The 26705-nt window shown below is 71.1% G+C and carries 22 protein-coding genes; 19 read left to right on the forward strand and 3 right to left on the reverse strand.

Features of this window, described 5'->3' with window-relative positions:
* Positions 1-4: 4 nt before the first annotated feature.
* Positions 5-1015: a LacI family DNA-binding transcriptional regulator gene (locus P5G59_RS18755; RefSeq protein WP_301220543.1), complete on the reverse strand. Its 1011-nt coding sequence runs from the start codon at positions 1013-1015 to the stop codon at positions 5-7.
* Between the two features lie 178 nt (positions 1016-1193).
* Here P5G59_RS18755 and P5G59_RS18760 point away from each other — a divergent pair, with 178 nt between their 5' ends.
* From P5G59_RS18760 to P5G59_RS18775, 4 genes are all read left to right on the forward strand, one after another.
* Positions 1194-3239 carry a beta-galactosidase gene (locus P5G59_RS18760; protein ID WP_363324714.1) on the forward strand — a complete coding sequence of 682 codons (2046 nt, stop codon included), beginning with the start codon at positions 1194-1196 and terminating at the stop codon, positions 3237-3239.
* Positions 3236-4165: a carbohydrate ABC transporter permease gene (locus P5G59_RS18765; protein WP_301220544.1), complete on the forward strand. Its 930-nt coding sequence runs from the start codon at positions 3236-3238 to the stop codon at positions 4163-4165. Before P5G59_RS18760 ends, P5G59_RS18765 begins: the two co-directional genes overlap by 4 nt.
* On the forward strand, positions 4162-5094 hold the full coding sequence (locus P5G59_RS18770) for a carbohydrate ABC transporter permease (protein ID WP_301220545.1): 933 nt from the start codon (positions 4162-4164) through the stop codon (positions 5092-5094). The genes P5G59_RS18765 and P5G59_RS18770 overlap by 4 nt, the downstream gene beginning before the upstream one ends.
* Before the next feature lie 68 nt (positions 5095-5162).
* On the forward strand, positions 5163-6494 hold the full coding sequence (locus P5G59_RS18775; RefSeq protein ID WP_301220546.1) for an ABC transporter substrate-binding protein: 1332 nt from the start codon (positions 5163-5165) through the stop codon (positions 6492-6494).
* Between the two features lie 66 nt (positions 6495-6560).
* On the opposite strand, the gene P5G59_RS18780 is transcribed toward P5G59_RS18775, so the two are convergent.
* The gene (locus tag P5G59_RS18780; protein WP_301220548.1) at positions 6561-7385 is read right to left on the reverse strand and encodes an alpha/beta fold hydrolase; all 825 of its coding nucleotides are present in this window, start codon (positions 7383-7385) and stop codon (positions 6561-6563) included.
* Positions 7386-7651: 266 nt separating this feature from the next.
* Here P5G59_RS18780 and P5G59_RS18785 point away from each other — a divergent pair, with 266 nt between their 5' ends.
* From P5G59_RS18785 to P5G59_RS18795, 3 genes are all read left to right on the forward strand, one after another.
* On the forward strand, positions 7652-8890 hold the full coding sequence (locus tag P5G59_RS18785) for a S1C family serine protease (protein ID WP_301220549.1): 1239 nt from the start codon (positions 7652-7654) through the stop codon (positions 8888-8890).
* A 103-nt stretch (positions 8891-8993) separates the two neighbouring features.
* Positions 8994-10130, forward strand: a complete 1137-nt coding sequence (locus tag P5G59_RS18790) for a mandelate racemase/muconate lactonizing enzyme family protein (RefSeq protein WP_301220550.1) — start codon at positions 8994-8996, stop codon at positions 10128-10130.
* Positions 10127-10615, forward strand: a complete 489-nt coding sequence (locus P5G59_RS18795) for a GNAT family N-acetyltransferase (RefSeq protein WP_301220551.1) — start codon at positions 10127-10129, stop codon at positions 10613-10615. The genes P5G59_RS18790 and P5G59_RS18795 overlap by 4 nt, the downstream gene beginning before the upstream one ends.
* A gap of 1 nt (position 10616) precedes the next feature.
* On the opposite strand, the gene P5G59_RS18800 is transcribed toward P5G59_RS18795, so the two are convergent.
* Complete coding sequence (locus tag P5G59_RS18800) at positions 10617-11498, reverse strand: MurR/RpiR family transcriptional regulator (protein ID WP_301220552.1); 882 nt, start codon at positions 11496-11498, stop codon at positions 10617-10619.
* A 185-nt stretch (positions 11499-11683) separates the two neighbouring features.
* On the opposite strand from P5G59_RS18800, the gene P5G59_RS18805 reads away from it, so the two are divergent.
* The 12 genes from P5G59_RS18805 (at position 11684) to P5G59_RS18860 (ending at position 26629) form a co-directional block, all read left to right on the forward strand.
* On the forward strand, positions 11684-13231 hold the full coding sequence (locus tag P5G59_RS18805; protein WP_301220553.1) for an ABC transporter substrate-binding protein: 1548 nt from the start codon (positions 11684-11686) through the stop codon (positions 13229-13231).
* 55 nt (positions 13232-13286) lie between these two features.
* Positions 13287-14264: an ABC transporter permease gene (locus tag P5G59_RS18810; RefSeq protein WP_301220554.1), complete on the forward strand. Its 978-nt coding sequence runs from the start codon at positions 13287-13289 to the stop codon at positions 14262-14264.
* The gene (locus P5G59_RS18815) at positions 14261-15154 is read left to right on the forward strand and encodes an ABC transporter permease (RefSeq protein ID WP_301220555.1); all 894 of its coding nucleotides are present in this window, start codon (positions 14261-14263) and stop codon (positions 15152-15154) included. Before P5G59_RS18810 ends, P5G59_RS18815 begins: the two co-directional genes overlap by 4 nt.
* Positions 15154-16086, forward strand: coding sequence for an N-acetylmuramic acid 6-phosphate etherase (murQ, locus tag P5G59_RS18820; RefSeq protein WP_301220556.1), 933 nt, complete (start codon positions 15154-15156; stop codon positions 16084-16086). The genes P5G59_RS18815 and murQ overlap by 1 nt, the downstream gene beginning before the upstream one ends.
* Positions 16086-17294, forward strand: coding sequence for an anhydro-N-acetylmuramic acid kinase (locus P5G59_RS18825; RefSeq protein WP_301220558.1), 1209 nt, complete (start codon positions 16086-16088; stop codon positions 17292-17294). Before murQ ends, P5G59_RS18825 begins: the two co-directional genes overlap by 1 nt.
* Positions 17291-18469 carry a serine hydrolase domain-containing protein gene (locus tag P5G59_RS18830; protein WP_301220559.1) on the forward strand — a complete coding sequence of 393 codons (1179 nt, stop codon included), beginning with the start codon at positions 17291-17293 and terminating at the stop codon, positions 18467-18469. Before P5G59_RS18825 ends, P5G59_RS18830 begins: the two co-directional genes overlap by 4 nt.
* The gene (locus P5G59_RS18835; protein WP_301220561.1) at positions 18466-20112 is read left to right on the forward strand and encodes an ABC transporter ATP-binding protein; all 1647 of its coding nucleotides are present in this window, start codon (positions 18466-18468) and stop codon (positions 20110-20112) included. The genes P5G59_RS18830 and P5G59_RS18835 overlap by 4 nt, the downstream gene beginning before the upstream one ends.
* Positions 20113-20125: 13 nt before the next feature.
* Positions 20126-22915, forward strand: coding sequence for an FAD-binding and (Fe-S)-binding domain-containing protein (locus tag P5G59_RS18840; protein WP_301220562.1), 2790 nt, complete (start codon positions 20126-20128; stop codon positions 22913-22915).
* Positions 22896-24092 (forward strand): MFS transporter, encoded by a 1197-nt coding sequence (locus P5G59_RS18845; RefSeq protein ID WP_301220563.1) that lies wholly within the window; start codon positions 22896-22898, stop codon positions 24090-24092. The genes P5G59_RS18840 and P5G59_RS18845 overlap by 20 nt, the downstream gene beginning before the upstream one ends.
* Before the next feature lie 514 nt (positions 24093-24606).
* Entirely contained in the window at positions 24607-25053 is a 447-nt protein-coding gene (locus P5G59_RS18850; protein ID WP_175335725.1) for a MaoC family dehydratase N-terminal domain-containing protein, read from the forward strand.
* Complete coding sequence (locus tag P5G59_RS18855; RefSeq protein WP_301220564.1) at positions 25053-25490, forward strand: MaoC family dehydratase; 438 nt, start codon at positions 25053-25055, stop codon at positions 25488-25490. Before P5G59_RS18850 ends, P5G59_RS18855 begins: the two co-directional genes overlap by 1 nt.
* Entirely contained in the window at positions 25487-26629 is a 1143-nt protein-coding gene (locus P5G59_RS18860) for a UDP-N-acetylmuramate dehydrogenase (RefSeq protein ID WP_301220565.1), read from the forward strand. The genes P5G59_RS18855 and P5G59_RS18860 overlap by 4 nt, the downstream gene beginning before the upstream one ends.
* Positions 26630-26705 lie beyond the last annotated feature (76 nt).

The following is a 26705-nucleotide window of genomic DNA, read 5'->3' on the forward strand; positions in this document are numbered from 1 at the left end:
CGACTCAGGCGGAGCCGCGCCAGACGATGGACGTGTCGAGCACCAGGCCGCCCGCACCGATGTCGCCCGTGCGGATCTGCTCGAGCACGGCCTCTGCCGCGGCCCGCCCGATGCCTTCGGCGGGCTGGTGCACGGTCGAGAGTGCCGGAGTGGTGCGGGTGGCCCACGAGCTGTCGTCGAAGCCGACCAGGCCGACGTCGCGCGGAACCGACCGGCCGGACTCCAGCAGTGTCTGCAGGGCGCCGGCCGCGACGGCATCGGATGCGGCGACGACCCCGTCGACGTCGGGCGCCCGCTCCAGCAGCGTGCGCATGCCCGCGGCGCCGTCGAGGAACGAGTACAGCGGCACGCGGACCACGAGCTCCGGGTCGTAGGCGATGCCGAGCGCCTCGCGGAAGCCCGCGAGGCGGTCGGCGCCGGAGTCGCGGTCGAGGGCGGCGGCGATCATCCCGATCTTGCGGCGCCCCGTCTGCATGAGGCGCTGCGTGATCGCCGCGGACGCCCCGCGGTTGTCGATGCCGATGAACGGGGCGGTGATGCCGGGCGGATGGCCGACGAACGCCGCCGGGAGCCCCAGGCGTTCGATGACCGACAGGATCGGGTCACGGTCGCGTGCCGACACCACGATCGCGCCGTCGACGAACCCGCCGCTGAGGTACCGGGAGACGCGGTCGGTGTCCCGCTCCGAGTCCACGATGAGGCACACCATCTGGTAGTCGCGGGTCGAGAGCGCGGAGTTGGCTCCGAGCATGATGACACCGATGTTCGGGTCTTCGAGGAAGACCGAGTGCGGCTCGTGGACGATGAAGCCGACCGCCTGGGTGCGCTGGCGGACGAGGCTCCGCGCGGCGGTGTTCGGCGTGTAACCGACCTTGCGGATCGCCGCCTCGATCGCCTGCCGGGCCTCGCTCGAGACGTAGTGGCCACCGTTGACGTAGCGCGAGACCGTACCGCGCGAAACGCCGGCCTCGAGGGCCACGTCCACCACGGTGGCCCGGCGGCGCTGTTCGGTCATGGGGGAAGTCTAGGGGATAGGCGGCTTGACAGACGGATTGCGGCCTGCTTAGTCTGTGCACGTTCACAGTCCTACCGCACCGGCCTTCGGGCGGAGGTGGCTGTGCACGTTCCCACAGCAAGAGACGGACGCGGGCACCTCGATGTGTGCACGTTCACAGAATGGCAAAGGAGCCGCAGTGCTCATCCGCGACATGGACGGCATGATCCTCGGGTGCGACTACAACCCCGAGCAGTGGGATCGCGCCGTGTGGACCGAGGACATCGCCCTGATGCGCGAGCTCGGCGTCGGTCTCGTCGCGATCAACATTTTCGGCTGGGCGCAGGTCAATCCGGCCAAGGGCGTGTGGGACTTCTCCGGACTCGATGAGATCATCGAACTGCTGCATGCCGCGGGCATCCGGGTGAACCTCGGCACGGCGACGTCGTCCACTCCCGCCTGGCTGACCACGCTGCACCCGGAGCTCCTCCCGGTCGCGATCGACGGCACCCGCCGCTTCCCCGGCGGTCGTCAGGCGTTCTGCCCCAGTTCGCCCGTCTACCGCAGCTACGCGGTCACGCTGGCCGAGCGGATCGCCGAGCGCTACGGCCGGCACCCCGCTGTCGCGCTGTGGCACGTCTCGAACGAAATGGGCTGCCACAACGCCCTCTGCTACTGCGACGAGAGCGCGGCCGCGTTCCGCCGCTGGCTGCGCGACCGCTACGAGACGATCGACCGGCTCAACGAGGCCTGGGGCACAGCGTTCTGGAGCCAGCGCTACGGCCAGTGGGACGAGATCCTTCCGCCGATGGCCACGCTCTCGACCCGCAACCCGGCGCAGGTCGTCGACTTCCACCGCTTCTCGTCGGACGCGATCATCGAGCACTTCCGTGCCGAGGCCGAGGCGATCCGTCGCCACAGCAGCGCTCCGGTCACCACCAACCTCATGAACACCGCCCACATCCGGAACATGGACTACTGGAGCTGGACGAGCGACCTCGACCTCATTGCGAACGACCACTACCTCGACGACCGTCTCGAGGACCCGACGGCGGAGCTCGCCTTCGCCGCCGACCTCACCCGGGGCCTCGCCGCAGGCCGGCCGTGGATGCTGATGGAGACGTCCACCGGATCGGTCAACTGGCAGCCGGTCAACCTCGCGAAGGCACCGGGGCAGCTGCTTCGGGATGCCCTCTCGCACGTCGCGCGCGGCGCCGACGCGATCTGCTTCTTCCAGTGGCGCGCATCCGTGCGCGGGAGCGAGAAGTTCCACTCCTCTCTGCTGCCCCACGCCGGGACCGATTCGGGGATCTGGCGGGAGGCCCAGGAGCTGTCCCGCGTGCTGCGCGCCCTGCCCGACGTGGTCGGATCGACCGTGCAGGCCGAGGTCGCGCTGATGTTCTCGTGGCAGGCCTGGTGGGCCGCCGACGGCGACAACCTCCCGAGCGAGGGCGTCCGCTACCTCGAGCAGGTGCACGCGGCGTACCGCGCGCTCCGCGCCGCCGGGGTCACGGTCGACGTCGTGTCGCCCGGCTCCGACCTGAGCGGCTACCGCCTGGTCGCGGTCCCCGCCCTCTACTCGCTGCGCGCCGACGAGGCCGCCGGGCTGCAGGCCTACGTCGAGAACGGCGGTCACGCCCTCGTCACCTTCTTCAGCGGCATCGTCGACGACGAGCAGGCGGTCGTCACGGGAGGCTACCCCGGTCTCCTGCGCGACCTGCTCGGCGTGCGCGTGGACGAGTTCGCCCCGCTCTCTCCCGGCGACACCGTCCGCCTGGCCTCGGGCCGCATCGCGTCCGTCTGGAGCGAGCGCGGACGGGCGACCACCGCGTCCGTCGTCGATGCGTTCGCCGACGGCCCCGCGGAGGGCAGCCCCGCGATCACCCGCAACGAGCGGGGCGACGGCGTCGCCTGGTACGTCGCGACACGGCTCGATCAGCTCGACCTCGACGACCTGGTCCGCGAAGCCCTCGACGGCGCCGGCGTCGCCCCCCACGCCGCCGGCGCCGCCGAGCTGGACGTCACCCGCCGCATCGGCGCGGACGGCGTCTCGTTCCTCTTCGCCATCAACCACGGCGACGACGACGTCGAACTCGCATCGACCGGCGTCGACCTCGTCACCGGCGACCGCGTCGACGCCGTCGTCGTGGTGCCCGCGGGCGCCGTCCGCATCATCCGCGAGGACCCCGCATCCGTCCTCGTCCCCGCCGGCGATGCCGGGATCAGCAGAGAGGAGGCGTCATGATCGTGACGTCCGCCACCACGCGGGTCGACGCTCCGGAGCGCGCGCCCCGCCGCCGCATCAAGACGCCGCACAAGAGGGCGATCATCGCTCTCGTCGCGCCGTTCCTGGTGCTGTTCGCCCTGTTCTACGCGCTCCCCGTGGCCTACGCGGTGTGGGAGTCGCTGCTCGTCGTGCAGCGCGACGGGACGTTCGGCCCGGCGACCGAGGTGTTCGGCGGCCTGCAGCAGTACGCGCTGGTCTTCCAGGACCAGGCGTTCTGGGGGTCGGTCGGCCGCGTCCTCCTGTTCGGCGTCGTCCAGGTGCCGGTCATGCTCGGGCTCGCGCTGGTGTTCGCCCTGCTGCTCGACTCGCCGCTCGTGAAGGGCAAGCGGTTCTTCCGGCTGGCCTACTTCGTCCCGTACGCGGTGCCGGGTGTCATCGCCGCGATCATGTGGGGCTTCCTGTTCTCGCCGAACCTGTCGCCGTTCTCGGCCCTCACCAAGGCGGTTCCCTTCCTCGGCGCCGACCTCGTGCTGTGGTCGATCGCCAACGTCGTGACCTGGGTCTACGTCGGCTACAACATGCTCATCATCTACTCGGCTCTGCTCGCGGTGCCGCAGGAGATCTACGAGGCCGCGCGTCTCGACGGCGCCGGGCAGTTCCGGATGGCGTGGTCGATCAAGATCCCGATCGTGCGGCCCGCGATCCTCATGACCGCCGTGTTCTCGATCATCGGCACGCTCCAGCTGCTCGCAGAACCGCAGGTGTTCGCCTCCTTCAGCTCCGCCGTCACGAGCACCTACACGCCGAACATGACGATCTACGCGACCAGCTCGCTCCCGAACTACAACCTCGCCGCCGCGTTCAGCGTCGTGCTGGCGCTGGCCACCTTCATCCTCTCCTTCACCTTCCTCAAAGTGACGCAGCGAAAGGGGCAGGACGCATGACCGCCGAGACCCTCATCCCGGTCCCGACCGCCCAGCGCGCAGAGCGCGAGGAGCGCCGCCGCGGCCGCCGCAGCCGCCGTGGCACCGGACCGAAGCAGAGCCCCGTCTCGCGTGCCGTCGCGATGACGGTCATGGTGATCTTCACCCTGTACACGCTCATCCCGCTCTGGTGGCTGGTCGTCGCGTCGAGCAAGTCGCGGGGCCAGCTGCTGACCACGAACGGGCTGTGGTTCGCCGACTTCGACCTCGTGAAGAACATCGGCGACGTGCTCGCCTACAACGGCGGCATCTTCGGGCGGTGGATGCTCAACAGTATCCTCTACGCCGGCGTCGGCGGTTTCCTCGCCACCCTCCTCGCCGGGATGTGCGGGTACGCGCTGGCGAAGTACCGCTTCCGCGGCCGGGAGACGCTGTTCAACGTGGTGCTGGGCGGGGTGCTCGTCCCGGCGACCGCCCTGGCGCTCCCGCTGTTCCTGCTGTTCAGCAAGGTGCAGCTGACCGACACCATCTGGGCGGTCCTGCTGCCCTCCATCGTGAGTCCCTTCGGCGTCTACCTCAGCCGCATCTTCGCGGCGGCGAGCGTGCCCGACGAGCTGATGGAGGCAGCGCGACTGGACGGCTCCGGCGAGCTGCGCACGTTCTTCACCATCGCCGTCCGACTGATGACGCCCGCGCTGGTGACGGTCTTCCTGTTCCAGTTCGTCGCGATCTGGAACAACTTCTTCCTCCCGCTCATCATGCTGCGCTCGACCGAGCTGTTCCCGGTCACGTACGGCCTCTACACCTGGAACACGCAGATCAACCAGGTCCCGGAGCTGCGCACCTTCGTGCTGTCCGGCGCCTTCCTGTCGATCGTCCCCCTCGTCGTCACGTTCCTCCTGCTGCAGCGCTACTGGCGGAACGGACTCGGCTCCGGCTCGCTCAAATAGCCGGACCGGACGACCCCCTCAGCTCCCGGCACCGAAGCCGGGTGGATCACACCGAGAGAAGGATCACAATGCGATACCCGAAGAGAATCGCCGTGCTCACCGCTGTCGCGGTGGGGGCGGCGGTCGCCCTGGCCGGCTGCTCCTCGTCGTCGTCCGCCGGAGGCGCGAGCGCGGCCGCCTGCACGCCGTCGAAGGGCAAGGTCACCCTCGACTTCACGACCTGGGTGCCCGGGATGGCCGATGTCGTGAAGCTCTGGAACGACAAGAACCCGGACATCCAGGTGAAGGTGCAGGAGGGCCCCAACGGCAACAACGGCACCTACAAGAACTTCTTCAACGAGGTCAAGGCCGGAAACGCCCCCGACCTGGGCCAGATCGAGTACGACGCCCTCCCGAACTTCCGTGTCCAGAACGCGCTGGAGGACCTCAGCACCTGCTCGGCGGTCGTCAAGGCGAAGAGCGAGTTCGTCGACTGGACATGGAACCAGGTGTCCCTCGGCTCCGACAAGTCCGTCTACGGCATCCCCCAGGACTCCGGCCCGATGGCGATGTTCTACCGCAAGGACCTCTTCGAGAAGAACGGCATCGCCGTCCCGAAGACCTGGGACGAGTACAAGGACGCCGCGAAGAAGATCCGTGCCCTGGGCGGTTACATCACCAACTTCTCGCAGACCGACATCAACCAGTTCGCCGGCTTCGTGTGGCAGGCGGGCGGCCAGTGGTTCGCCAACGACGGCAAGAACTGGACGGTCGACCTGACCGGTTCGGAGTCCAGCAAGGTCGCCGACTACTGGAACGGGCTGATCAAGGACGGGCTCGTGTCCACGGTGCCGGCATGGACCGACGAGTGGAACAACGCGTACAACTCCGGCCAGGCCTGGACGTGGAACTCCGCCGTCTGGGGAGCGAACTCCATCTCCTCCGGCGCTCCGGACACGAGCGGCGACTGGGCCGTGGCGCCCTCGCCGCAGTGGTCCTCCGGCGACCAGGCGGCCGGCAACTGGGGCGGAAGCTCCGTGGTGGCCTTCACCGGGTCGAAGCACCTGTACGAGGCAACGAAGTTCGCACTGTGGCTGAACACCTCCTCCGAGGCGCTGACCGCCCTGAACAAGGCGGCCAACCTGTACCCGGCCACCAAGGCGGGCCTCAAGCTCCCCGCCCTGCAGCAGGGTGTCGAGTTCTACGGCGGCCAGAAGATCTACGACGTCTTCGCGAAGGCCTCGTCGCAGGTGAAGCCCGACTTCACCTGGGGCCCGACGATGACCCAGACCTACGCCGACGTCTCCGACGGGTTCAAGGGCGCGGTCAGCGGCAGCGGTACGCTCGAGGACGCTCTGAAGGCGGCTCAGGAGTCGACGATCAAGACGCTGAAGGCTCAGTCCATCCCGGTCGCGAAGTAACGGCGAACCCGGCGCAGGGGAGGCGGGGCAGGCTCGGGGCCCGCCCCGCCTCCTCGTGCGCGCACGCTACGACTGCAGCCACTCCAGCAGGTCGGCGTTGATCGTGTCGGCCTGCGTGGTCGGCATCCCGTGCGGGAATCCCGGGTACGACTTGAGCGTGCCGTTCGGAAGCAGCTTCGCCGAGAGCGGGCCGGAGTCGGCGTAGGGGACGATCTGGTCGTCCTCGCCGTGCATCACCAGCACCGGGACCGTGATCTTCTTGAGGTCCTCGGTGAAGTCGGTCTGCGAGAAGGCGACGATGCCGTCGTAGTGCGCCTTCGCGCCGCCCATCATGCCCTGGCGCCACCAGTTCTCGATGATCGCCTCCGACGACTCGACGCCCGGCCGGTTGAAGCCGTAGAACGGGCCCGACGGCAGCGCGCGGTAGAACTCCGACCGGTTCGCCGCGAGCTGCGCCTGCAGGTCGTCGAACACGCTCTTCGGCAGTCCGCCCGGGTTGTTCTCGGTCTGCACCATGATCGGCGGGACGGCGCTGATCAGGACGCCGCGGGCGACACGGTCCTCGCCGTAGGTCGCGATGTAGTGAGCGACCTCGCCGCCGCCGGTCGAGTGCCCGACGTGGATGGCGTCCCTCAGGTCGAGCGCTTCGACCACCGCGCGCAGGTCGGCGGCGTAGTGGTCCATGTCGTGGCCGTCGCTCACTTGGCTGGAGCGCCCGTGCCCGCGCCGGTCGTGCGCGACGACGCGGTAGCCGTGCTGAAGGAAGAACAGCAGCTGCGTGTCCCAGTCGTCGGCCGACAGCGGCCAGCCGTGACTGAACACGATCGGCTGACCCGAACCCCAGTCCTTGTAGTAGATCTCGACGCCGTCCGACGTGGTGACAGTTCCCATGATTCCCTCCGGTGAGCAGTGCGGTGCTGTGGGCCAGGGTGCATGGCCACGCTAACGTCCCCCGGACGGGGTGCACCAGGCCTGCGGCGGAACGGCCTGGTTACGAATGTGTGAACCGGTTCAGGGATGCGCGCCCCGAGCAAGCTCACTCCGTTCTCATAGGAGGCTCTGGCTTTCTCCCGGCTGCCCCATATCCGGACCATGACGTTCCCTCACGCGGGTGCGGTGTCCTGAGCGGACAAGCACATCCCGAGAGGACACGAGCCATGAACACGATCGACGGAGCCCCCGCCACGCCGGACGACCCGGGGGCCGCGACGACGGCGGGCGGCGACGGGCACCGCGCGTCGACGCGGCGGCGCGGGCGGATGGTCGCCCTGTCGTCGGCGCTCGCGATCGCCCTGGTGACAGGGTCTGCCTTCGGAGTCGCGGCGGTGACCGGTTCGGGTTCGCCGGCCGCAGCGCACACCGCCACGCACGTCGTCCCGGACGTGAGGACCGCACTCGGTCGCAGCCCGTACGGCTACGGCGGCGGTTCGGGCTTCGGCGGGTCCGCATCGGCATCCTCGGGCGGCACCGCGCTAGCGAGTGCGACCGCGGCGCAGGAGGTGGGCGTCGTCGACATCACCTCCCAGCTCACCTATGCTCAGGCCGAGAGCGCCGGCACGGGCATCGTGCTGTCGTCGGACGGCGAGATCCTCACCAACAACCACGTCGTGGAGGGCGCCACCAGCATCAGCGTCACGGTCATCGCGACCGGCGCCGTCTACACGGCGGCGGTCGTCGGGACCGACGCGACCGACGACGTCGCGGTGCTCCAGCTGAGCGGCGCGTCCGGCCTCGCCACAGCCGCCCTGGACACCTCAGGCGACACCGTCGTCGGCGAGTCCGTGACCGGGGTCGGCAACGCGGGCGGCACGGGCGGTACGCCGTCGGCCTCGCCCGGCACGGTGACGGCCCTCGACCAGACCATCACGACCCAGGCGGAGCAGACGGCGGCCTCGGAGACGCTGTCGGGACTCATCGAGACCGACGCCGACATCCAGGCCGGCGACTCCGGCGGCCCGCTGTTCGACTCCTCCGACCGTGTGATCGGTATCGACACCGCCGCTCAGGAGGGCGGCTCGACGGTCGCCGGCTACGCGATCCCGATCGAGGACGCCCTCGCGATCGCCGCGGGCATCGAGGCGGGCCAGGCCTCCTCCACCGTGACCATCGGCTACCCGGCGTTCCTCGGGGTGGAGGTGGCGTCCGACCTCGCAGACGGCACGGCGACCGGCGCGGCCATCTCGGGAGTCGTCGACGGGGGTCCGGCAGCCGAGGCCGGGCTGGTCGCGGGCGACACGATCACGGCGATCGACGGGGCCGCGGTCTCCTCCGCGCAGGAGCTCACCACCGCGCTCGCCTCGCACCGGCCGGGCCAGACGGTCGCCGTCACATGGGCCGACCAGGACGGCGCATCGCACACCGCCGACGTCACGCTGGCGCAGGGTCCGGTCGCCTGAGGCTCCGACGGCCGGGAGTCCCGGCGAGAGTGTACTTTTTACACATCCGGCGGCTATTGCGTAAAATCCTTACATCGGCTCCCGGCGGCGTGGTGGAGGGTACATGGCTCGGATCGATCGCATCAGCGTCCACCGGCGGCTCGTCCCGCTGCGGCGGCCATTCGTCACCGCGGTGCGACGCGCAGACGTCGTGGATGCCCTGCTCGTGAGCATGGTCGACACCGACGGCCGCTCCGGCTGGGGCGAGGCTCCCGTCAGCTGGCGGGTGACCGGCGAGAGCCACGAGAGCGTCGTCGCCGCGGTCGAGGGCCCGCTCTCCGAAGCCGTGCGGGGGATGCCCGGCGACGAGCCCGGCGCTGTGAGCGCGCGGCTCGCACACGCCGTCGTCGGCAACCCGTCGGCCCGCATGGCGGTCGAGTGCGCGGTGTGGGACCTCGCGGCGCGGGCCGCAGGGGAACCCCTCCACCGGTACCTCGGCGGCTCGTCCGCGGTGGTCGAGACCGACATGACGCTGTCCGCGGCGGTCACCGCTGCAGACGTGGCAGAGCTGCTCCGCACCGCCGAGGAGCACGTCGCCGACGGGTTCACCACGCTGAAGGTGAAGACCGGCGCGGGCGGCGACGACCTCCGCACGGTGGAGGCCGTCAGGGCGAGGGTCGGCGACGCCGTCGCGATCCGGGTGGACGCCAACCAGGGGTGGGAGCCGGAGGAAGCTGTTCGCATCATCAACGCCTGGCGTGACGACGGTGTGGACGTGGAGCTGGTCGAGCAGCCCGTCCACCGCGACGACATCGACGGTCTCGCCTACGTCACCCGGCACACCACCACGCCGATCGTCGCCGACGAGACCGTCTGGACCTCCCGGAACCTGCGTGAGGTGCTGGCGAGGGGAGCGGTCGACCGGGTCAACATCAAGCTCGCCAAGACCGGGGGCATCGCCGAGGCGATCGCGTTGGCCGACGCCGCGAAGGAGGCAGGGGTGTCCGTGTTCGTCGGCTGCATGTCCGAGAGCCACGTCGGCATCGCCGCCGCGGCGGCGCTCGCGTCCCGGCTCCAGCAGACCAGCGGGTCGCACGGTGCGCACGACCTCGACGCCGGGCTCTGGCTCTCCGCGAGCCCGGTCGAGGGCGGTGTGCAGTACGCCGGATCCGCCGTCCACCTCTCCGAGGCGCCGGGGACGGGGATCGAAAGGCTCGCGCCCGCCCTCGCCGACGCCGCTCCGATCGGAGGCCGGCGGTGACGCGGCTGCGCCCTGTCGGGCTCCAGGACCTCGGCGAGGTCGTCGCGATCTTCCTGGACTGCTGGGCGCTCAGCTACCGGGAGGTGATGCCGGCCGAGCTGGTCGAGCGGATGACGCCCGATGCCGCCGAAGCGCTGTGGGAGCGGAGTCTCGCCGCTCCAGGCATGGACTTCCTCGGGGCAGAGGGGCCGGACGGGCGGCTCGCGGGCATCGTCGGGTTCCGCCTCACTGCTCCGGGGGTCGGCTACGTCAGCTCCCTCTATGTCTCGCCCCACGCGCAGGGCGGCGGGTTCGGGCGTCGCCTCCTGGCCGCCGCCGAGGGGGAGCTGGCGGACCGCGGCGCGACCACCGCCCGCCTGTGGGTCTTCGAGCAGAACGAGCCGTCGAGGCGCTTCTACGAGCGCTCCGGCTGGGAGGCGGACGGCACGCGCGAGACCCTGCCCGAGTGGGGCGTGCCGCAGATCGGGATGGCGAAGCGGCTCTGAGTCAGCTGCCGTTCCGGCGCGGGCGCCTGCGGCCCTCCACCGCGGCGAGGGAGGCGGTGAGCGCATCCGCCACCGACTCGGGATGCCGCTGGGCCACGCCCATGAAGATGACGTCGACGATCATCAGCTGCGCCATGCGGCTGGACATCGCGCCGTAACGGAAGCGCGTCTCCCGCGATGCCGTTGTCAGCACGGCGTCCGCCATCTGGGCGAGCGGCGAGTTCGGGAAGTTGGTGACCGCGACGGTGAAAGCGCCCGCCCGGTGCGCGGTCTCGATCGCGGAGAGCGCCTCCTCGGTCTCCCCGGAGTGCGAGAACGCGATCGCCACCGACCCGGGCCGGAGGACCGCGGCGCTGGTGAGGGCCAGGTGGGCGTCCGTCCACGCGTTCGCGATGTAGCCGATGCGTCGGAGCTTCTGGCCGAGGTCCTGCGCGGCCAGGCCGCTGGAGGCGGAGCCGTACACGTCGGTGATGGGTGCGTCGATGATCGCCGTGACGACGCGGTCGACCTCGTCGAGGTCGAGCAGCTCGGCGGTCTCCTCGACCGCCCGCGCCTCCTGGAAGGCCAGCTTGCGGACGACGTCCCGCGTGGAGTCGGTCGGGTCGATGTCGCCCTCGGAGACGCCGAACTGGTAGCGCCGCCCGGTCTCGTCGACCGCCGCGCGCGCGAGCGCGAGGCAGAAGCCCTTGTAGCCGTCGAACCCGACGCTGCGGCAGAACCGCGCGACGGTGGCGGTCGAGGTCCCGCAGCGGGCCGCGAGCTCGGTGATGCTCAGGTTCGCCACCTCGGCGGGGGAGGCCAGGGCGGCCTGCGCGATCAGCTGCTCGCTGCGCCGCAGCATGGGCAGCGCCTGACGCAAGCGCACCAGGATGTCCTCCGTCAACACTGCCTCCTCGTCGTCGTTCAGGTTCACCGTAGCGGCACCCCATTGGACTTACCGCGTCCATCGTGCTAAATAATTTACAACTTGGAAACGCAAGAGGAATATTTTTCTCATAGCGTTGATCCCGGCAACGTCGCCGACGTTGTTGCTCACAGCAGGCGCAACACCTACCAAGGAGGCCCGAAATGAAGGTCAACCGCAACGGACGGCACGCGATCGCCGCCGGTGCCGCGGTTGCCGTCGCATCCATGCTGCTCGCTGGATGCACCGGTACCAGCAGTTCCCCCACCGCGTCCGCGAACCCGAACGCCACCCTCGTCTTCGGCATCACTGCCGACCCGACCCAGACGATCCCGTGGACGACGACCTCCGAGCAGTCCGTGCAGGTGCTCTCGCAGATCTACAGCCCGCTGCTGACGACCGACAAGAACGACAAGCCGGTCGCGAACCTCGCCGCCCTCCCGAAGGTCTCCGAGGACGGCCTGACCTACACGTTCACCCTCAAGGACGGCCTGAAGTTCAGCAACGGGTCCGCTCTCGACTCCACCGACGTGAAGTACACGTACGAGAAGATCATGGACCCGGCGTCCAAGGCCAGCTCGCGGTCCTACTTCGCCTCGGTCGCCTCCATCGACGCACCGTCGCCGACCTCGGTCGTCGTGCACCTGAAGAAGCCGGACGCGTCCTTCCCGTCCGGCCTCACCGCGGTGAACACCGGCATCGTGCCCTCCGACGTGCCGGTCGACAGCCTCCAGACCACCCCCGTCGGCTCCGGACCGTACAAGTGGACCGGGCGCGTCGCCAACGAGTCCATCTCGCTCGAGCGCAACCCCGACTTCTTCGGCGGCAAGCCCGGAGCGGCCAAGGTCGAGTTCCGGATCATCCCCGACGACCAGTCGATGGTGTCGGCGCTGAAGACCGGGTCGGTCGACGTCGCGATCTTCGACAACCCGGTGACCGCCAAGACGGCCGTGTCGAACAAGACCAAGTCGATGGAGGCCAGCTCGCTGCAGTACCACGTGCTCCAGCTGCGCGCCGCCTCGCCGGTGCTCGCCAACGTGAACTCGCGGCTCGCGATCCAGTGCGCCATCTCGCGTCAGGACGTGATCGACACCGCAGCCCTCGGCTCCGGCACCGTGACGGGCCCGATCACCTCCCCGGAGTACCGCTCCGACCCGAACGCCCAGCCGTGCGCGAAGCAGGACCTCAAGAAGGCCAAGGAGTACCTGCAGAAGGCGGGAACGCCCGACGGCTTCACGCTCAACGTGATGACCTCGCAGGGGCTGTACTCCACGGCCGTCGACGAGGCGCAGAACGTGCAGGCGCAGCTCGGCAAGGTCGGCATCAAGGTCAACGTGCAGGCGCTCGACTCCAACGCCTACGTGCAAAAGTGGCTCGCCGGCGACTTCGACGCGGCGATCGCCCAGAACGCGGGCAGCGCCGACCCGAACACCATGTACGCGCGCTACTTCACCACCGGCGGCACCTACAACAAGGTGGCAGGCTACAGCTCGCCCGAGCTGGACAGCCTCTTCGCCGAGGGCATCGCGACGACCGACACCGCCAAGCGCAAGGCGGTGTACGAGAAGCTGTCGAAGGAGCTCGTCGACAACGCCGCCTGGATCTGGCTCTTCACGCCGAAGGAGTACATCGTGCTCAACTCCAGCGTGAACGGCTTCGAGGCCCGCTACGACGCCGACGTGTCCACCCTGTGGAAGGCGACCCTCTCCTGACCGCGCGCCGGGGCGGGCCGAGCGCCCGCCCCGGCACCCGAACCCCACGGCTCCCATGACTCGATTCCTGCACCTCCTCCGCCATCCCGTCACCCGGCGGGTCGGCGAGGCGATCCTCACCCTCATCGGGGTGTCCATCCTCACCTTCGTGATCCTCCGGGTCGTCCCCGGCAACCAGATCACCGCCGCCTACGGCACCGCCGCGGGCGACCTGACCCAGGAGCAGATCCGGCAGCTGGAGTCGTACTACGGCATCGACAAGCCGCCGATCGTTCAGTACTTCGACTGGCTCGGCGGCGTGCTGACCGGCAACCTCGGGGTCAACACCACCTCGCACCAGAGCGTCGTGCAGATGACCGCGCAGGCGCTGCCCAACACCATCGAGCTGGCGCTGTTCTCGATCGTCATCGGACTGCTGCTCGGCATCCCCGGCGGTGTGTTCGCCGCCAATCGGCCCGGCCGCTTCGGCGACAACGTCACTCAGTTCGGGAGCCTCCTCGCACTGTCCATCCCGTCGTTCCTGCTCGCGACCGTGCTGGCGACGTGGCTGGCCAACTCGTTCGGCTGGTACCCCAACGGCGAGGGGTACAAGACGCTGCTCCAGGATCCGGCGCTCAACCTGCAGCAGATGATCCTGCCCGCGCTGGTGCTCGGCATCAGCATCGCGCCACCGGTGCTGCAGACGACGCGGACCGCGATCCTCTCCATCCGCGCGGAGGACTACATCCGCACAGCCCGTGCCAAGGGCGTCCCCGAGCGGCGCCTGCGGGTGAGGCACGTGCTGCGGAACGCACTCATCCCCGTCGTCACGATGACCGGCCTGCAGTTCGGCTTCCTCCTCGGCGGCGCCCTCGTCGCCGAGCAGATCTTCGCGATCCCGGGCATCGGACGCCAGGTCCTGCTCGGGCTGAACCAGAAGGAGTACGCCGTGGTGCAGAGCACGGTGCTGATCATCGCCACGATGTTCGTGCTGGTGAACCTCCTCACCGACCTCGTCTACCGGGTCGTCGACCCGAAGGTGCGTGTCCGGTGAGCGCCGCGACCGGCATGAGCAACGTCCCCGACGTCGCCATCGACTCCAGCCGCCGCTCGCACACGTGGATCGCGGCCTTCCGCACCGTTCCGGGGATCACCGGGCTGGTGCTGATGGCGGTGGTCGTCGTGCTCGCCCTGCTCGCCGCGTTCGGCCTGACGCCGTACAACCCGGCGCACCAGAACGTCTCGGAGGCGCTGAGCGCGCCGAGTGCGAAGCACTGGTTCGGCACGGACCAGTTCGGCCGCGACACGTTCTCCCGCGTCGCCGCCGGGCTGGCCAACTCGCTGCTGATCGCGGTGGTGTCCGTGGCGGCAGCCGCGGTGGTCGGCACCTTGATCGGCGTTCTCGCCGGATTCTTCCTCGGGGTGACGGACCGTGTGGTGGGCATCGTGACGAACGTGCTGTTCGCCTTCCCCTCGCTGCTGCTCGCGCTGGCGCTCGCCGCCACGCTGCAGCGCAGCTGGCTGACCGTGGCGATCGCGATCGCCGTCGTCTACATGCCGATCTTCGCCCGCGTCGCGCGGGGACCCGTGCTGACGCTGCGCACGGCCGACTACGTCCAGGCGTCCACGGCCATCGGCCGACGGCGCTTCTCGACGCTGTTCGCCCACGTCATCCCGAACATGCGCGGCATCCTCGTGGTGCAGATCACGCTGTCGCTGTCGTGGGCGATCCTCACCGAGGCCGCGCTGAGCTTCCTCGGGTTCGGGACGCCGCCCCCGGCCGCCTCCCTCGGCGGCATGGTCTACGAGGCGCAGGCGCTGACCAGCGTCGCCCCGTGGATGCTGCTCTTCCCCGGCGCCGCGCTGATCTGCGCCGTCATCGGGCTGAACCTGCTCGGCGACGGCCTGCGTGCCGCCCTCGACCCCAAGACCGGAGGCCGATGATGGCTGCGAACTCGCCCGATGCCGAACTCGACGAGCTGATGACCGAGGCGGTGGCCGACGACGACCTGATGCTCGACGAGCTGAGCGTCGCGGAGCTGGTCACCCTGATGAACGACCGCGACGCCCTCATCCCCGGGGCGGTGCGGGATGCGCTGCCGACGATCATCTCGGCGATCGAGGAGACCTCCGACCGTGTGCGCGCCGGAGGCCGGATCATCTACGTCGGCGCCGGAACCAGCGGGCGGCTCGGCGTGCTCGACGCGTCCGAGATCCCGCCCACGTTCGGCACGGACGGCAACATCGTCCTCGGCCTGATCGCGGGCGGACCGACCGCCCTGGTCAGCTCGATCGAGGCGGCGGAGGACAGCGAGGAGACCGGGCGCCGCGACCTGGAGCGCGTCGCGCCGGGCCCCCTCGACACCGTCGTCGGCATCGCCTCCAGCGGCCGGACCCCGTACGTGCTCGGAGCGCTGGCCCTCGCCAACGAGAGCGGCTCGCTCACCGTCGGCCTGTCCTGCAACCTGGACACCCCGATCTCGGCGATCTCCCGGCACGGCATCGAGATCGCAGTCGGTCCGGAGGTCGTCACCGGATCGACGCGGCTGGGCGCGGGAACCGCGACCAAGCTGGTGCTCAACATGATCTCCACCATCAGCATGATCAGGCTCGGCAAGACGTACAAGACGCTCATGGTCGACGTGAAGGCGACCAACGCGAAGCTGGTGCGCCGCGCCGTCCGGATCGTCACCCTGGCCACCGGAACGGACGACGAGACGGCCCGGGTCGCTCTCGACGCGGCGGACTGGAACGCGAAGCTCGCGATCGCGACGATCGTCACCGGCATGACCGTCGACGACGCCCGGCAGGCGCTGGACGATGCGGCCGGCGTGCTGCGCACGGTGGTGGCCTCGGCTCCGAAGGCGACCTCCTGATGCGCGTCCTCGGCATGATCTCCGGCACCTCGCACGACGGCATCGACATCGCCGTCGTGGACTTCGCCGACGACGCGGACGGCGTGACCGCCGCGATCGAGTACACCACCTCCACTCCGTACTCGCCCGGACTGAGGGAGCGGCTGCGGGCGGCGCTCCCGCCCGCGCCGGTCGGCTTCGACGTCGCGTGCGAGCTCGACACGCTGATCGGCCAGGAGTTCGGTGCGGCCGCGGCCGCCGCCGTGCGCGCCCACGGCCAGGCCGGCTTCGGCCCGGTGGACCTCGTCTGCTCGCACGGGCAGACCGTGTTCCACTGGATCGCCGACGGCCGCGCGCTCGGGACGCTGCAGCTCGGACAGCCGGCCTGGATCGCGGAGGCCACGGGCCTCCCGGTGCTGTCGGACCTGCGTGCGGCGGACATCGCCGCGGGCGGGCAGGGGGCGCCGCTCGTGCCCATCCTCGACACGATCCTCCTCACCGCGGACGCGGAGGAGGGCCGCCGCGCGGGCGCCCTCAACCTCGGCGGCATCTCCAACGTCACCGTCGTCGCCTCCGGCGAGGAGCCGGCGGCGTGGGACATCGGACCCGCCAACGCCCTCATCGACGCGGTGGTCACGGCCGACGCCGGGACCCCGGACGGCTTCGACCGAGACGGCCGGCTGGCGGCGGCCGGCACCGTCGACGACGAGCTCCTCGAGCAGCTCCTCGCGGAGCCGTACTACGCGCTGCCGACGCCGAAGAGCACCGGCAAGGAGCTGTTCCACTTCGACTACGTCCTCGAGCACCTGGCCCGCCGCGGCGCAGATCTCGCGCTCGCCGACGTCGTCGCCACGCTGACCGAGCTGACCGCGCGGACGGTGGCGGACGCCGTCCGGGCCGCCGGCGTCGAGTCGCTGCTGGTCTCCGGCGGCGGCGTCCGCAACCCCGTCCTGCTCGGGCGCATCGCCGAGCTGCTGCCGGAGGTGCAGGTGCGCACGAGCGACGCCGTGGGCGTCCCGTCCGACGACAAGGAGGCCGTCGCCTTCGCCTTGATCGGCTGGGCGAGCGCGAGCGGGCTGCCCGGCAACGTCCCGAGCTGCACGGGAGCCTCGGGCGGACGGGTGCTGGGGCGGCTCAGCCCGGCGCCGGGTACTCCGCTGCCGTCCACGGGCGTGCGCGAGGCCTGGCCGCGCGTGACGTTCCGGGCGAGCGAGGGAGCCGCAGGATGAGCCGGCTCGACCCGTACGTCGACCGCCTGCTCCGGCTCGGCGGCGCCGACGCACACCCCGCATCGGCGATCGTCGGCGTCCGCACCGCCGGCGGTTCCGACGTCGCGGTCGGCGGCTGGGCGGCGGCGGCCTCGGAGACGGCCCCGGCCGTCCCGATGCGCCGCGACCTCCTCCTCGACCTCGCCTCGGTCACCAAGGTCGCCGCGACGACGGTCCTCGTCATGCGTCTCGTCGACGACGGCCGGATCGCGCTCGACGAGAAGGCACACCGGCTGCTGCCCGCGTTCACCGGCGCAGGCAAGGACGACGTCACCCTCGAACAGCTCCTGACGCACACGGCGGGGCTGCAGTCGTGGTGGCCGCTGTACCTGGAGACCACCGACCGGGACGACGCCCTCCTGCGCGCCCAGCAGCTGCCTCTCGCCGCCGCGCCGGGGACCGCCTGGAGCTACTCCGACCTCGGCCTGATCCTCGCCGGCACGATCGTCGAGCGCGTCACCGGCCTCGGCCTCCGTGAGGCGTACCGCGCGCTCGTCGCCGAGCCGCTCGGCCTCGCCGGCACCTACGGTCCCGTGCCGCAGGACTCCGCCGTCACGAGCGCGGACAGCGACGCATACGAGTACGGGATGGTCGCCACCGGCGAGCCCTACCCGGTGCCGTTCCGCGTCGACGGCTTCGCCGGCTGGCGCGACCGCCCGCTGCGCGGCGAGGTGAACGACGGCAATGCCGCTCACGCGCTCGGCGGCGTCTCCGGCCACGCCGGCCTCTTCTCCACCGTCGACGACCTGCTCGCGCTCGGCGCCGCTCTGCGCGACGGCGCGTTCGTCTCCGAACCGGTGCTTCGGCGCTTCGCCCGGCCGTCCCCGCTGAACCCGGGTCAGGCGGTCGGCTTCCGCCGCAGCAGCCTGCGCTCGGGCGTCGACACGGTCACGGTGCTCGGGCACAGCGGGTTCACCGGGACCTGGTTCGGCTTCGGTCTGGAGGCCGACGTCGTCGTCGCGGCCGCCGCGATGCGGCTCTCCGGCGTGGTCGGACCGCTCCCGGCGCGCGGCGACCGCCCGCGCATCCCGGCGCTCGTCACAGGCGACGCCATCCAGTCCGTCCTGCTCGACGCGGCCGCCGACGCGCTCGCGGCCGCCGCCTCTCCCGTCACAACGAACGCCGAGGAACGATGAACAGCAACCACCAGGAACCCGTCCGCGAGCCCGTGCTGAGCATCCGCGACCTGTCCGTCATGTTCACCACCTCCCGCGGAGAGGTCGAGGCGGTCCGCAACGTCAGCCTCGACGTGGCCGCGGGGGAGACCGTGGCGATCGTCGGAGAGTCCGGGTCCGGCAAGTCGACCCTCGCCGCGTGCGTCAACCGCCTTCTCGCCGACAACGGCCGGATCTCGTCCGGCACCATCCGGCTCAAGGAGCTCGACATCACGGCGGCGCCGGAGCGGGCCATGACGGCCATCCGCGGCAACCGCATCGGGCTCGTGCCGCAGGACCCGATGACGAACCTGAACCCCGTCATGAAGATCGGAGCGCAGATCGTCGAGGCCCTTCAGGTGCACGGCCGGGCCAAGGGCGACGCGGCGAAGCAGGAGGCCATCCGCCTGCTGGAGCGCGCCGGCATCGCGGACGCGCCGGCCCGCTTCAACCAGTACCCGCACGAATTCTCCGGCGGGATGCGGCAGCGCGTCCTGATCGCGATGGCGCTGGCCTGCCGGCCCGAGGTCCTGCTCGCCGACGAGCCGACCTCGGCGCTGGATGTCACCGTGCAGCGCCTGGTGCTCGACCAGATGGGAGAGCTCGCCTCGGAGCTGGGCGCGGCGGTCCTGCTGATCACGCACGACCTGGCGCTCGCCGCCGAGCGCGCCGACCGCGTCGCGGTGATGTTCCGAGGCGAGATCGTCGAGACCGGCCCCGCGGCGGAGCTCGTGGCGAATCCGCAGCACGAGTACACCCGGCGACTGCTCGCCGCCGCGCCCGGCATGGCGAGCGCGAAGGTCGCCCCGGCCGTCGCCTCCGGGCCGGAGGGCGAGGCCCCGGAGACCCTGCTCGAGGTGACCGGTGCGGTGAAGAAGTACCGCATCCGGGGCCGGTCCGAGCCGTTCCTGGCGCTCGACGGCGTGAGCCTGCGCGTGCCGCGCGGACAGACCGTGGCCATCGTGGGCGAGTCCGGCTCCGGCAAATCGACCACCGCACGCCTCGCACTCAAGCTGGAGGAACCCGACGGCGGGACCGTGTCCTTCCGCGGCGAGGACGTCTCCCGGCTCTCCGGCCGCCGCCTCCTGGAGTTCCGCCGCGCGGTGCAGCCCGTCTTCCAGAACCCGTACGCCTCCCTCGACCCGCGCTACACGATCGGGCAGGTGATCGCAGAGCCGCTGCGCGTGCACCGCATCGGCGACGCCGCGAGCCGGAAGACGGCGGTCGCCGACCTGCTCGACAAGGTCGCACTGCCCGGCTCGTTCGCCGACCGCTACCCGCACGAGCTCTCCGGCGGCCAGCGGCAGCGCGTCGCGATCGCCCGGGCGCTCGCGCTGAACCCCGAGCTGGTCGTCATGGACGAGGCGGTGAGCGCCCTGGACGTGCTGGTGCAGGAGCAGATCCTCGACCTGATGGTCTCCCTCCAGCGCGACCTGGGGCTGTCGTACCTCTTCATCAGCCACGACCTGGCGGTCGTCCGCCTGGTCGCGCACCAGGTGTACGTGATGCGCGCGGGCGAGATCGTGGAGAGCGGGGAGCCCGACGCCATCTTCGAGTCGCCGCAGCAGGAGTACACCCGGCAGCTCATCGCCGCCATCCCGGGCACGTCGCTCGCGGTCGCCTGAGCGGAGGCCGGCGATGGCAGCCCCCACGGAACTGGCCGAACGGCTCGAGAGCCTCGCGCCCGGTTCGGTGCGCGATCGCGCCATCGACCGGCTGGCGATGGCGCACGACGCCTCCCACTACCTGATGACGCCGCTCAGCGTCGTGACGGTGCGCGATACAGCGCACCTGGCTCAGCTGCTCGGGGTCGCGGCGTCCTCCGGCACGCGGGTGGCCTTCCGCTCCGGCGGCACCAGCCTGTCGGGGCAGGCCTCGACGACCGGGCTCCTGCTGGACACGCGGGCGAACTTCCGCGCCATCGAGGTGCTCGACGGCGGGGAGCGCGTGCGGGTGCAGCCCGGCGCGACCGTCCGCCAGGTGAACGCGCGGCTCGCCCGCCACGGCCGCAAACTCGGCCCGGACCCCGCGAGCGAGGCGGCGTGCACCATCGGCGGCGTCGTCGCGAACAACTCCAGCGGGATGGCGTGCGGCACCGAGCACAACACCTACAACACGATCGTGTCGGCGGTGCTCGTGCTCGCCGACGGGACCGTGCTCGACACCGCCGCGCCCGACGCCGACCAGCTGCTGCGCGAGGCTGCTCCGGAGCTGTGGGCCGGGCTCGGGGAGTTGCGCGACCTGGTCAGGGCGGATGCCGGAATGGTCGAGAGCATCCGCCGCCAGTACGCCATCAAGAACACCATGGGCTACGGCCTCAACGCCTTCCTCGACCACGACGCGCCCGTCGACATCCTGCTGCACCTGGTCGTCGGCAGCGAGGGGACGCTGGCCTTCGTCGCCGAGGCGACCTTCGCCACCCTGCCGGTGCGGACCCACACGGCCACCGGGATGCTCTACTTCCGCACGCTCGCGGATGCGACGGGCGCTCTGCCCGCGCTCGTCGCCTCCGGTCTCGCCACCGTCGAGCTGCTCGACGCCACCTCGCTGCGGGTCGCGCAGCGCGACCCCGGGGCCGACGACGAGCTGCTCGGCCTGGAGGTCGACCGGCACGCCGCGCTGCTGGTCGAGTACCAGGAGCCCGATGCGGACGCGCTCGCGGCCCGCCTCTCCGCCTGGAGCGAGCTGGCCGCCACCCTCCCGCTCGCCCAGCCGGCGGCCCTCACCCGGGACGCGGCCAGGAGGAACGCGCTCTGGCACATCCGGAAGGACCTCTACGCGACGGTCGCGGGCAACCGCCCGTCCGGGACGACGGCCATGCTCGAGGACATCGCCGTGCCGGTCGCCGCCCTCCGCGCGACCTGCGAGGGGCTGATCGAGCTGTTCGACCGCCACGGGTACGAGGACAGCGTGATCTTCGGGCACGCCAAGGACGGCAACATCCACTTCATGCTCACCGAGCACTTCGACGACCCCGGCTCGATGCGGCGCTACGCCGAGTTCACCGAGGACATGGTCGAGCTGGTGCTCCGCAACGGCGGGACGCTGAAGGCCGAGCACGGGACCGGCCGCATCATGGCGCCGTACGTGCGCCGCCAGTTCGGCGACGGGCTGTACGGGGTGATGCTGAGCGTCAAGCGGCTCGCCGACCCCGATGGGCTGCTCAACCCCGGCGTCCTGCTGAACGAGGATCCGGACGGCCCCCTGCAGCACCTGAAGCTCACACCGACCGTCGAGGCCGAGGTGGACCGCTGCGTCGAGTGCGGCTACTGCGAGCCGGTCTGCCCGAGCAAGGACCTCACGGTCACGCCGCGCCAGCGGATCGTCCTGCGCCGCGAGCGGGAGCGCGCCCGGCTGGCGGGCGACCTCGCGCTGGTCGACGAGCTCGACCGCGACTACCGCTACGACGGCCTGGACACCTGCGCCGCCGACGGGATGTGCCAGACGGCCTGCCCGGTGCGCATCGACACCGGGAAGCTCGTCAAGCGGCTGCGGGCGGAGCATGACGACTCCCTCGTCGCCGCGGGCTGGAACGCCGCCGCCGGCCGCTGGGGCGCGGTCACGCGGGTCGGCGCCGCCGCCATGACGACCGCGAAGCTGCTGCCGGCGCCGCTGGTGACCGCCGTCACCGACCTCGGGCGCGCCGTGATCGGCGCGGACGACGTTCCGCGCTACGACCGCGGGCTCCCGCGCGGCGGCGCCAGGAGACGGCCCCGGGAGGCGCCGGACGCGGTCGCGGTCTACGTGCCGTCGTGCATCGGCTCCCTGTTCGGGCCCGCCGAGTCGTCGCAGGGTGTGCGGGAGGCGTTCCTCGCCCTGTGCGAGCGCGCGGGAGTTGCGGTCGCCATCCCGGAGGGCGTGGAGTCGCTGTGCTGCGGGACCCCGTGGACGTCGAAGGGCAACCCGCGAGGGCACCAGACGATGGCCGACACGGCGCTGCCCGTGCTCCGGGAGGCCACGCGCGGCGGGGAGCTGCCCGTGATCTCCGACGGCGTCTCGTGCACCGAGGGCTTCCTCCACCTGACCGACGGCGCCGGACTGACCGTCATCGATGCGGTCGAGTTCATCGAGCGGGAGGTCCTGCCCCGGCTCACCGTGCGGCGACCGCTCGAGTCCGTGGCCGTGCATCCCACCTGCTCGTCCACGCACCTCGGCGTCACCGACCCGATGGTGCGCGTCGCGCGGGCGATCAGCGACGACGTGGTCGTCCCGGTCGAATGGGGATGCTGCGCCTTCGCCGGCGACCGCGGCATGCTGCATCCCGAGCTCACCGCGTCTGCCACGCGCGCCGAGGCCGCGGAGCTGGCCGGCCGGGAGTTCGCCGCGTACGCCTCCGCCAACCGCACCTGCGAGCTCGGCATGACCCGGGCGACCGGGCGGCCGTACCGGCACATCCTCGAGCTGCTCGATGACGCGACCCGGCCCTGAGCGTCGCCAGGACGCCGCACTGGCCCTCGCCTTCGTCTCCCTGGGCGCGGTGAGCGCGGCGATCCCGGCGTCTCTCCCCGGCACCGCCGCCCGGCTGGAGGTCCCGGCGGCCGACCTGCTGCCGAGCGTCTCCCTGCTCTTCCTCGGCCTGTTCGCCGGGGTCCTCGTGGTCGCGGTCGCGCGCCGGGGGAGTGCGGGGACCGTGCTCCCGTTCGGGAGCGGGCTGGAGGCGGCCGGGCTGGTCGTCGCCGCCTTCGCACCGTCGGTCCCCGTCTTCCACGGTGCGGCGCTCCTCACGGGGATCGGCTTCGGGCTCGTGGAGGCGAGTGCCACCGCGCTGACCCGGGCGCGGTCGGCGAGCGGAACCCCCGCGCGGCTGAGCGCCCTCAACGGCGCCTCCGCCGTGGCGGCCGCCGTCGCGCCGCTCCTGCTGGTGGCGGGACAGGGCGCCCTGTGGGCTCCCATCCTCGTGATCGCGGCAGTGCCCGCGGCCGCCGCCGTGTCGGGCGCTGTGGCGAGGGGGAGCTGGCACGGCTCCGTCCCCGAGGGGACTTCGCGCGCGGGCAGTGCGGTCTCCGGTTCACGCGTCCGCGGCGGTGTGGCGCTCCTCCCCGTCGCGCTCTTCCTCTTCGTCGGCGCGGAGACCATCCTCGCCGGATGGTCGAGCACCCTCCCCGGCCGGCTGCTCGGCATCCCGCCGGCCGCGGCCGCCGCCGGGACGGCCGTCTTCTGGACCCTGATGGCCGTCGGCCGCTTCGCCTGCACGGCCCTCCTGGCCCGCGGCGTCCGGCCCGGCGTCTACCTCCCGGTCGCCGCCCTCGCCGCCGCAGCACTCGCCCTTGTCGCCGCGGTCGTCGGACAGGGCGTCGGCGCCGTGCTGCTGGTCGCCGCGGTCGTCGTCTGCGTCGCGCCCGGCTACGCGCTCCTGCTGGGTTCCGCGCTCGCCCTCACTCCTCCCGAAGGCGCGGCCCGGATCTCGGGCGCTCTGGTCGCGATCGGCGCGGCCGGTGGCTCCGCGATCTCGTTCGCGGTCGCCGCCACGGTCGCGGACGCCCCCGCGGCGGTGCTCGTCGTCGTCGCGTGCCTGCTCGCCGGTTGTGCTGTGCTGTCCGTGCTCGGCCACCGGCGAGGCCGAGAGCTGGAGCTTCTGTCCTCCGAGCGTGACACGACGGCGTGACCCTCATCGGACACACCGCGACACGCCGGAATGTCGGTGGTCGACGCGAGACTTTCCGGGAAGCGCCCCAGCAGTGCCGGGAATGTCGACCGATCGTCGACGACGTCGAAAATCCGTCTGATCTGCGGCAAAACGCCGGTCTGACGAGAGTTCGACGGTCAATCGTGAGGCCCCGGCGCCGGCTTCGGCCCCTCGATCTGGGGGCAGCGAGAAAAAAACCCCAAAACACAACATGTAGTGGAATGACAATCGTGTCATTCGGGTTATATAGTGGGTGAACACCGCGGGAACGCGGATCACCAAGACTTCAAGGGGAGGCCATCATGGACTACGAAAACGACAGCGTTGGCGGCTACTCGGTTCCCGTCGACCCCATGGACCTGCTGCAGTGCGACAGCTGCCAGTAAGGCGCTAGCACCGAGCACGAAGACCCCGGCGGCCACGCGGCCGCCGGGGTCTTATGTCGTCCGGAGCCTGCCGGAAGCGCGCAGGGTGCGGTCAGTAGAATCGTCGGGTGCCAGTGAATCCAGAGCTGCAGGGGCGGGAGTTTCCCCCCACCCAGCCGTACCTCGTCGGCCGTGAGAAGGTGCGCGAGTTCGCGCGTGCCGTCTTCGCCACCACGCCGCTGTCGTTCGATGTCGAGGCGGCCCGAGCCGCCGGGCACCCGGACCTCGTCGCGCCGCCCACCTTCCCGGTGGTCGTGCAGGAGGCGACGCTCGCCCAGCTGCTCTCCGAGCCGGACGCGGGCATCGACTTCAGCCGGGTGGTGCACGGCGACCAGCGCTTCACCTTCAGCCGCCCGGTGTTCGCCGGCGACGAGCTGACCGCGACGCTCCGCGTCACGTCGGTCAAGTCGCTGGGCGCCCACTCGATGGTGACCGCCGAGTCGACCATCGTCGACGCGGACGGCGCCCACGTGGTGACCGCCACATCCACCCTGGTCGTGCGAGGAGACGAGTGATGGCCGGCACCGACAACACCCCCGACTTCGACGCCCTGACCGTCGGTGACGTTGTCGCCGAGCGCACGTTCGAGGTGAGTCGCGACTCCCTCGTCCGCTATGCGGGCGCATCCGGCGACTTCAACCCCATCCACTACCGCGACGATGTGGCCACCTCGGTCGGCCTTCCCGGGGTGATCGCTCACGGGATGCTCACCATGGGCCTGTCTGTGCAGCCGGTCGTCGACTGGGTCGGAGACCCGGCCCTGGTCGCGGACTACCAGGTGCGCTTCACCCGTCCCGTGGTCGTCGACCCGGCGGACGGCGCCACCGTCACCGTGACGGCGAAGGTCGGCCAGCTCGATGCGGAGGCGCGCGTCGCCCGCATCGACCTGACCACGACGTTCGGCGGCGAGACGGTGCTGGGCAAGGCGCAGGTGCGCGTCCGGCTGGCATGACGGACTCCACGACGGCGCGCCTCGCCGACCTGACCACCATGCGCGTCGGCGGCGCTCCACGGCTGCTCGTCGCCGCGGACACGCGCGAGGAGCTGATCGACGGAGTGCTCGACGCCCGCGGCAGCGGCGAGGACTGGTTCCTGCTCGGCGGGGGCTCCAACACGGTCGCCAGCGATGAGGGCTTCGACGGCACGGTCATCCACGCCCGCACCCGTGGAGTGGAACGGCTGGCCGCGCCCGACGGCCGCATCCGCTTGCGGGTGCAGGCGGGCGAGCCGTGGGACGGACTCGTCGCCATGACCGTGAACAACGGGTGGTCGGGGATCGAGGCGCTCTCGGGCATCCCCGGATCCACCGGCGCCGCGCCCGTGCAGAACATCGGCGCGTACGGCCAGGAGATCGAGTCGGCGCTCGTCGGGGTGGAGTTCCTCGACGACGCGACCGGGGAGGTCGTGTACCTGACGCGCCAGGAACTCGGGCTGGGATACCGCACGTCGGTGCTCAAGCGCGGGAGGTACGGGGTGGTGCTCACCGTCGACCTCGAGCTCGCCGACAACTCCGTTCCGGGCGGGATCTCGGCGCCGCTCAGCGCCCCCGTCGCGTACGCGCAGCTCGCCGACGCTCTCGGGGTACCGCTCGGATCTCGCGTGCCGGTCGCGGAGCTGAGGCGTGCGGTGCTGTCGCTGCGCTCGTCGAAGGGGATGGTGCTGGACCCGGCCGACCCGGACTCGGTCAGCTCCGGCTCGTTCTTCACCAACCCGATCGTCTCCGAGGGCTTCGCCCGCACCCTGCCCGCGAACGCTCCGCGGTGGCCGCAGGAGCCGGCGGAGCCGGACACCGTGCTCGACCTGCCGCCGGGTGGGGTGCACCCGTTGGATGTGCCGTCGTTGCCCGCCACGGAGTACACGGTCAAGCTCAGCGCCGCGTGGCTGATCGAGCAGGCGGGCATCCGTCGGGGGTTCGCGCTTCCCGGCTCCGGAGCCGCCATCTCGTCGAAGCACACGCTCGCGATCGTGAATCGCGGGGGCGGGACGGCGGACGACGTCGTGCAGCTGGCGACCTTCATCCAGTCGCGGGTGCAGGCCGAGTTCGGTGTCGTGCTGCAGCCGGAACCCGTGCTGGTCGGCTTGGCGATCTGACGGCGGACTCTGAGAGGATTCTCACGTCCGCCTCCGTAGGCTGATCCCACGACGACGCGCACTGCGTCGGGACGGA

This window comes from Leifsonia virtsii (genome assembly GCF_030433675.1).
Lineage (GTDB): Bacteria > Actinomycetota > Actinomycetes > Actinomycetales > Microbacteriaceae > Leifsonia > Leifsonia virtsii.